This window comes from Enterobacter sp. 50793107, from assembly GCF_001463365.1.
Classification (GTDB): domain Bacteria; phylum Pseudomonadota; class Gammaproteobacteria; order Enterobacterales; family Enterobacteriaceae; genus Enterobacter; species Enterobacter cloacae.
Map to the genome: position 1 here is coordinate 1 of NZ_LNII01000095.1, position 6,547 is coordinate 6,547.

Below are 6,547 nucleotides of genomic sequence, written 5' to 3' on the forward strand. Positions count from 1 at the left end.
CTTGGCAACCCCCAAACAGCGGGTGGAGAAAGCGGCCCGAACGGCCGGCCGTGCTCCGGCCGGCAGCCAGCCTCATCGTAACGTTCCGCTTTCCGATCCGCAGTATGCCCGCCAGCTGGAAATGATGGTGGCCACCCTGAAAATACCGCTGGAACGCCGGAATAAGCGCACCGGCAGAACGGAAAAGGTGCGCATCTGGGAGATCACCGACCGTACCGTTCGCACCTGGCTGGGCGAAGCTGTTGAAGCGGCAGCCGCCGACGGGGTGACGTTCTCCGTGCCGGTGACGCCACACACGTTCCGCCACTCCTACGCCATGCACATGCTGTATGCCGGAATTCCGCTGAAGGTGCTGCAGAGCCTGATGGGGCACAAGTCGATCAGCTCGACGGAAGTCTATACAAAGGTATTTGCGCTCGATGTTGCTGCAAGGCATCGTGTGCAATTTTCAATGGCAGAGGCTGATGCTGTTGCCATGCTGAAAAAAAGATAACTAAATTTGTCAAAATTTACAGACAGTTGTAATGACATCCACTTATTCGATAATAAATTAATCTTGCGTTACGTGAAAACTGACAGGGGTCCAGGCTGTACCAGGCCGGAATTCACGTAACGCACTTTACGTCTTCTTCATTACTTACCTTTTCGTTCCGATCCTGTTCATCCCTGCATTGCCCCCTTTTCTTCATAACGCATTTCACTGTTGCCGAAAGCCCATGGGGTCGACTTTGCGACCGCGGCCGCACTCAGAAGGATGGCCACTTTAACCGGCGCCACCCTGGCGTACCTACTCGTCCCCGAAGTGAGAGCCCTACTCTTCTATATGCCGGATCTTCACCATTAAATGCTGTTCTCTACTTTCTGGAACACGGGAGTGCGGATCAGTGAATCCCGGACGCTGCCCCCGGAATCCTTTGATCTCGGTGGGTTAAGACCCTTTGTGAAAGTACTGGGCTAAGGGCATCCGCCCTGACGAACAATATTGACTAAGTGATGAAAGTAAACATATCGCAGTGAAGATGTTGAGCAGACTGCCCGCTCTTCCACACACCGCAGTCAATATCAATACTCCGGTAGGCCTATCCGCATATCGCAGTCAAGGCAAGCAAAACCTAAACGGAATGATGAATCAGTATAAATTGACTGTGGTATGCGCTCTGCATACCACAGTCAACAAACTCTAAAACGGCATTCCTCAGTCATTTCCCGGTTTCACGCTGGCGAGCGCTTTTGCTAGTTTCTGAGGATCAATACCTGCAGCCTTCAGGGCTTTAATAACTTCGTCATAGTTCTGCTCAGGTACTTCCTCTTCCGGCTCACGGGGAACAACGACCTTGCTACTGATGAGTTTCGGATTACGGTAATGCACGCTGAAGTAGGTGGCCCGGCCGCGTTTGAATTCGGTGTAATCCAGATAGCCGATATCCTTCAGCTGCGCCATGGCTTTGCGCACCGTGTGGTTCTGCGTGTAGAGGTTAGACGTCAGGTTGAGTCTGTCTCGCATACGCTTCATGGAGATGGGGGCCGGATTCTGTGGCAGACTTTCAATGTAGGTATAGAGTGCCTGTGCGGACTCCTTGCGCTGCAGGGCATCAATGGCTTTCAGACGCAACAGGACCCGCCTGTCCATCTGATAAAGCTCAAAGAGCTTGGGCTCTGCCCTGATCTCCACGACATCGGCAGTGATGTCGTAATAGGCAGACTGAACCAGGTGCGTAGTCCACCCTTTCGTTTCACTCTGAAACTTGAGGGTTACGGATGCCAGCTTGAACAGGGAGTTGCTTATCCTGTCACGCATTTTCTTGTTAGAGCGCCGGGAGTCAAAGCCACACATTTTAACAAACTCAACAAAAGACAGCTTGAGCGTGTCATCCTTAACGCCAAAATCATACATTGAACGGATGATTCCAAGCCAGACTTTGAAGTCCGTATCCATATCGAGGCGCGATCCGGTGATCCTGACATCGGTATACCCTTCACTCCGGGCAATGGACAGCTGTACGAGCTCCTCAGTCGCATCCGTGACGTTTTTGCGGTTCGTCTTACTCCTAGAGGTCGATTTGAGGGTAGGAACGAACAGACCAAGCCTCATGAGCGCAACAGGCTGAACAGTACTGGCGCTGTTGACATCCAGCTTAACAACTTCACCCGTTGTCTTATTGACCTCCTGAAGATTCAGGGGTAACTCATTATTTTCCATAGCCATTTTATTAACCCGCGGTTATCCACAAACGAAAGTATATACGCATATCACAGTCAACGGAAATACATACCCCAGTTAATACAATTGCATACCGCAATAGTTGATCTCGCACACAACAGTCAACATACCACACACCACAGTTAATGAAGATAGTCTCCAGGCTCAGGCGTAGCGGGGCGCTAAACGATCCGGGGATCTCTTTTTGATCTCAACATGATCTCCTTAAGGATCAATTACTGGATCGAAATATGGAATAACAGCCAGCATCCAATACATATGGACCACTGACATGACACAATGTGAATCTTGGTACAACAACCCAGTAATACAACACCAGGAAAGGCAATAGTCTTGACTGTGATATGCAGAAAAATGCATGTCATTACTCTTCCCTATTCCTATTCAGCTTCATACCGCAGTCAATAATCTGCATACTATAGTCAATTCCTTACCATTCAGTTCCTTCCAGTGGAGCTTCGTTAGCTTCAGAGCGTCAGCCACACCTTGTTAGTACGGAGTAATTCCGCTTCCTCGACGCATGCGCCTACGCGCGCATACTTTCTGCGGCGAGCGGATGATATTGACTGAAGCATGCGGCAGCCTTTCAGGCGGATGCTGAACTGAACAAGACTATATTTTGATCGGCTTTGCAATATTTAAGACGGTTTGCAACTTTAATGTTGCTTTGCGCCTTTTACCAAGATTTAATAGATTAATGCAAAGATAATAATAAGGAACAAAGAATGGGACTGATGGAAACGCTTGACCAGTGCATTACGGCCGGTCATGAAATGACGAAAGCTATCGCGATTGCACAGTTTAACGATGATAGCCCGGAAGCCAGGAAAATTACCCGTCGCTGGCGTGTGGGTGAGGCCGCCGATCTGATTGGCGTTTCTTCTCAGGCAATCCGTGATGCAGAAAAAGCAGGACGCCTTCCCCATCCTGATATGGAAATGCGTGGACGTGTAGAGCAGCGGGTGGGCTACACCATTGAACAAATCAACCATATGCGGGATGTATTTGGCACCCGTCTGCGCCGTCCTGATGACAGCGTTCCGCCCGTCATCGCGGTGGCAGCACATAAAGGGGGTGTCTATAAGACATCTGTATCTGTACATTTGGCACAGGACCTGGCGCTGAAAGGGCTGCGAGTACTGCTTGTCGAAGGGAACGATCCTCAAGGCACAGCCTCCATGTACCACGGCTGGGTCCCTGATTTGCATATCCATGCCGAAGACACACTGCTGCCTTTTTATCTTGGTGAGCGCGATGATGCAGCCTATGCCGTCAAAGCCACCTGCTGGCCGGGTCTCGACATCATACCTTCATGCCTGGCTCTGCACCGCATTGAGACAGAACTAATGGGAAGGTTTGACAACGGGAAACTGCCGACAGAACCTCATATGATGCTTCGCCTGGCCATCGAAACAGTGGCCCATGATTATGATGTCATTGTTATCGACAGTGCACCGAACCTCGGTATTGGTACCATCAATGTCGTCTGTGCTGCAGATGTACTCATCGTGCCAACGCCAGCAGAGTTATTTGATTACACCTCTGCCCTTCAGTTTTTTGACATGCTGCGCGACCTGTTAAAAAACGTGGACCTGCAGGGTTTTGAACCTGACGTTAGAATTCTTCTGACCAAGTACAGCAATAACAATGGCTCACAGTCACCCTGGATGGAAGAACAGATCCGCGATGCCTGGGGAAGCATGGTACTGAAAAACGTTGTTCGCGAGACCGACGAAGTCGGTAAAGGTCAGATCCGTATGAGAACGGTGTTTGAGCAGGCTATCGATCAGCGCTCATCTACAGGAGCCTGGCGAAATGCGCTGTCTATCTGGGAGCCTGTCTGTAATGAAATTTTTGATCGCCTGATTAAACCTCGCTGGGAGATCAGATAATGAAACGTGCACCAGTCATTCCAAAACATACCGTAAAAGATATCCGCCCCGAAACTGAACCTTCAGCGGCACCCGCTGCACCGATGGTTGATTCATTAATTGCACGGGTTGGAGCCATGGCCCGCGGGAATACCATTCTGCTTCCGGTTTGTGGCCGGGAAGTGAAATTTATTCTGGAAGCGATCCCGGGCGAGAGTGTTGAGACGGCATCAAGAGTCTGGTCAGGTAATGAACGTGACCAGGAACTACTGACCGAAGACGCGCTTGATGATCTGATTCCCTCTTTTATGCTGAGTGGTCAACAGACGCCTGCGTTCGGACGAAGGGTAGAAGGTGTCATTGAAATTGCTGATGGTAGTCGCCGTCGTAAAGCCGCCATACTGACATCATCAGATTATCGTGTTCTCGTCGGGGATCTCGATGACGAACAGATGATGGCTTTATCACGGCTGGGTAATGATTATCGTCCTGTCAGCGCTTATGAACGGGGCAACCGTTATGCACAGCGGTTGGAAAATGATTTTAACGGCAATATCTCTGCTCTGGCTGAAGCTGAGAATATTTCCCGTAAAATCATCACGCGTTGCATCAACACGGCCCATTTGCCAAAATCAGTGGTTGCCCTGTTTACTCATCCTGGTGAACTTTCCGCCCGCTCTGGGGAGACGCTGTACAAAGCATTTTCGGGAAAAGAAGCTTTATTGTTGCAACGGACACAACAGCTTCATGAGCAAAAGAAAGCGGGAGTTATCTTTGAATCCGAGGAAGTTATTGGTTTACTGACGGATGTTCTGAAAGAGCCATCAGGTAAAAAAGTAAACCTTAATACCCGTCATCAATTTGTACCTGGTGCGACAGCCCTATACAAAGGCGATAAGGTGATTTTTAATCTCGATAAATCTCGTTTGCCTGCCGAGTGTATCGAGAAGATAGAAAGCATACTGCGCGACTTACAAAAAGTTTAGCCTGTTTAATGATACACGCGAGAGTCTTCATTAATTTCCAATATCCTTAATGCGTTACATGCTGCTTCGGAATATATACATCCGAAGCAGTTATTTTCTGCACTATAGCCCAGTGTTGTTAAAAAGATCTGTTTACTTCTCCCAACCTGATTGTTACCACAATCTAAAGATCCAGTTTTTTCTAGTTTTCCTTAACTAGTTCCGCAGTTCACCCCTCAACCTGCATATCAGAACTCAGACGGTAACCCATCCCGGAATACTGATTTCATACACCAGATTAACTGGGACCACGGTCCCACTTCCTACTTGCGTGTCAGAACTCACCCGTCAAGCCCGCTTGGAATATCGATTCCACACGCCGGATTTAACTGGGACCACGGTCCCACCTCCTACTTGCGTGTCAGAACTCATCCTTCAACCCCGTCTGGAATATCGATTCCACACGCCGGATTTAACTGGGACCATGGTCCCACTCTATTCAGCTGTTTCTATCACAATACAGATTTTGAGATTGTTACTGTGATTCCTGTATTAGGTGCGTAAGAAGATTATGTTCGTTTTGTTCCCTGGTGCTTCCTCGCTCACTCGCGGGCTTCGCCCTGTCGTTCGGCTGCGGCGAGCACTACTGGCTCTCTCAGAAAAGCAGAATTTATCTGATCCTCGCAACGGGAATATCTTTCCAGCGGGTGGTGTACGCAGGGGAGAGCATATCGCGTTTCATTTGCCATGATGGCGCTATCCCTCGCCCGGCAAACCAGATCTGTCCCAGACCGGAATGATTAATGCCATCGAGAACCTTCATCAGCTCAGAGCTGTGAGGACGTGGCGGACGTTCGTCGAACAGCTGCAGCTGCGAAACGCCGGAGCCGGTGAAGTCATTCAGCATCACACCGGCTTTGGCATACAGGTGCCCATCCTTCCAGATACGCTCCAGAGCCGTTGTGGCGGCCGCAATAATGTCCCGGGTGTCCTGAGTGGGTGTAAGCAGTTTCTCCGTGGCCACGTTGCCGTAGTAAGGCTCTTTAACGGCGAACGGAGACGTTTTGATGAAAACGGAAATATGCCGGCAGTACTGGCGCTCTTTCCGCAGCTTTTCAGAGGCCCGCTCTGCGTACTGACAGACAGCCTGGCGGAGCGAATCGTACTCCGTGATTTTCTCTCCAAAGCTGCGGCTGCAGACGATCTGCTGTTTCGTCGGTGGTGCTTCCTCAAGCGACATGCAGCTTTCCCCGTTCAGTTCGCGTACTGTTCGCTCGAGAACGACGGAGAAATTTTTGCGTATAAAGGCCGGGTTCGTCAGGGCCAGATCGAGCGCGGTCCTGATACCCAGTACATTAAGTTTGCGGGCACTGTTGCAAAGTTAGCGATGAGGCAGCCTTTTGTCTTATTCAAAGGCCTTACATTTCAAAAACTCTGCTTACCAGGCGCATTTCGCCCAGGGGATCACCATAATAAAATGCTGAGGCCTG

4 protein-coding genes and 2 pseudogenes are annotated in these 6,547 nt (G+C 49.9%); 4 read left to right on the forward strand and 2 right to left on the reverse strand.

Annotated elements, in window-relative coordinates; translation table 11 throughout:
• Positions 1-493: tyrosine-type recombinase/integrase (locus tag APU11_RS14195; protein ID WP_157849610.1), on the forward strand; the 493-nt coding region annotated here is incomplete at its 5' end.
• A 201-nt stretch (positions 494-694) separates the two neighbouring features.
• A pseudogene (locus APU11_RS27725) lies at positions 695-952 on the forward strand (site-specific integrase); the annotation flags it as partial.
• 243 nt (positions 953-1,195) lie between these two features.
• Here the strand turns inward: APU11_RS27725 and APU11_RS14205 are convergent.
• Positions 1,196-2,206: a RepB family plasmid replication initiator protein gene (locus APU11_RS14205; protein WP_015572055.1), complete on the reverse strand. Its 1,011-nt coding sequence runs from the start codon at positions 2,204-2,206 to the stop codon at positions 1,196-1,198.
• A gap of 740 nt (positions 2,207-2,946) precedes the next feature.
• Here APU11_RS14205 and sopA point away from each other — a divergent pair.
• On the forward strand, positions 2,947-4,113 hold the full coding sequence (gene sopA, locus APU11_RS14210) for a plasmid-partitioning protein SopA (RefSeq protein WP_023327689.1): 1,167 nt from the start codon (positions 2,947-2,949) through the stop codon (positions 4,111-4,113).
• A complete protein-coding gene (locus tag APU11_RS14215) occupies positions 4,113-5,078 on the forward strand; it encodes a ParB/RepB/Spo0J family plasmid partition protein (RefSeq protein WP_013087134.1) in 966 nt (321 codons plus the stop codon). The genes sopA and APU11_RS14215 overlap by 1 nt, the downstream gene beginning before the upstream one ends.
• Positions 5,079-5,727: 649 nt before the next feature.
• Here the strand turns inward: APU11_RS14215 and umuC are convergent.
• Positions 5,728-6,426 (reverse strand): annotated as a pseudogene (gene umuC, locus APU11_RS14220) (translesion error-prone DNA polymerase V subunit UmuC); the annotation flags it as partial.
• Positions 6,427-6,547: the final 121 nt, after the last annotated feature.

Excerpts from the sequence above, each read along its gene's own strand:
- APU11_RS14205 (WP_015572055.1), bottom strand. The coding sequence starts at position 2,206 with ATGGCTATGGAAAATAATGAGTTACCCCTGAATCTTCAGGAGGTCAAT.
- sopA (WP_023327689.1), top strand. The coding sequence starts at position 2,947 with ATGGGACTGATGGAAACGCTTGACCAGTGCATTACGGCCGGTCATGAA.
- APU11_RS14215 (WP_013087134.1), top strand. The coding sequence starts at position 4,113 with ATGAAACGTGCACCAGTCATTCCAAAACATACCGTAAAAGATATCCGC.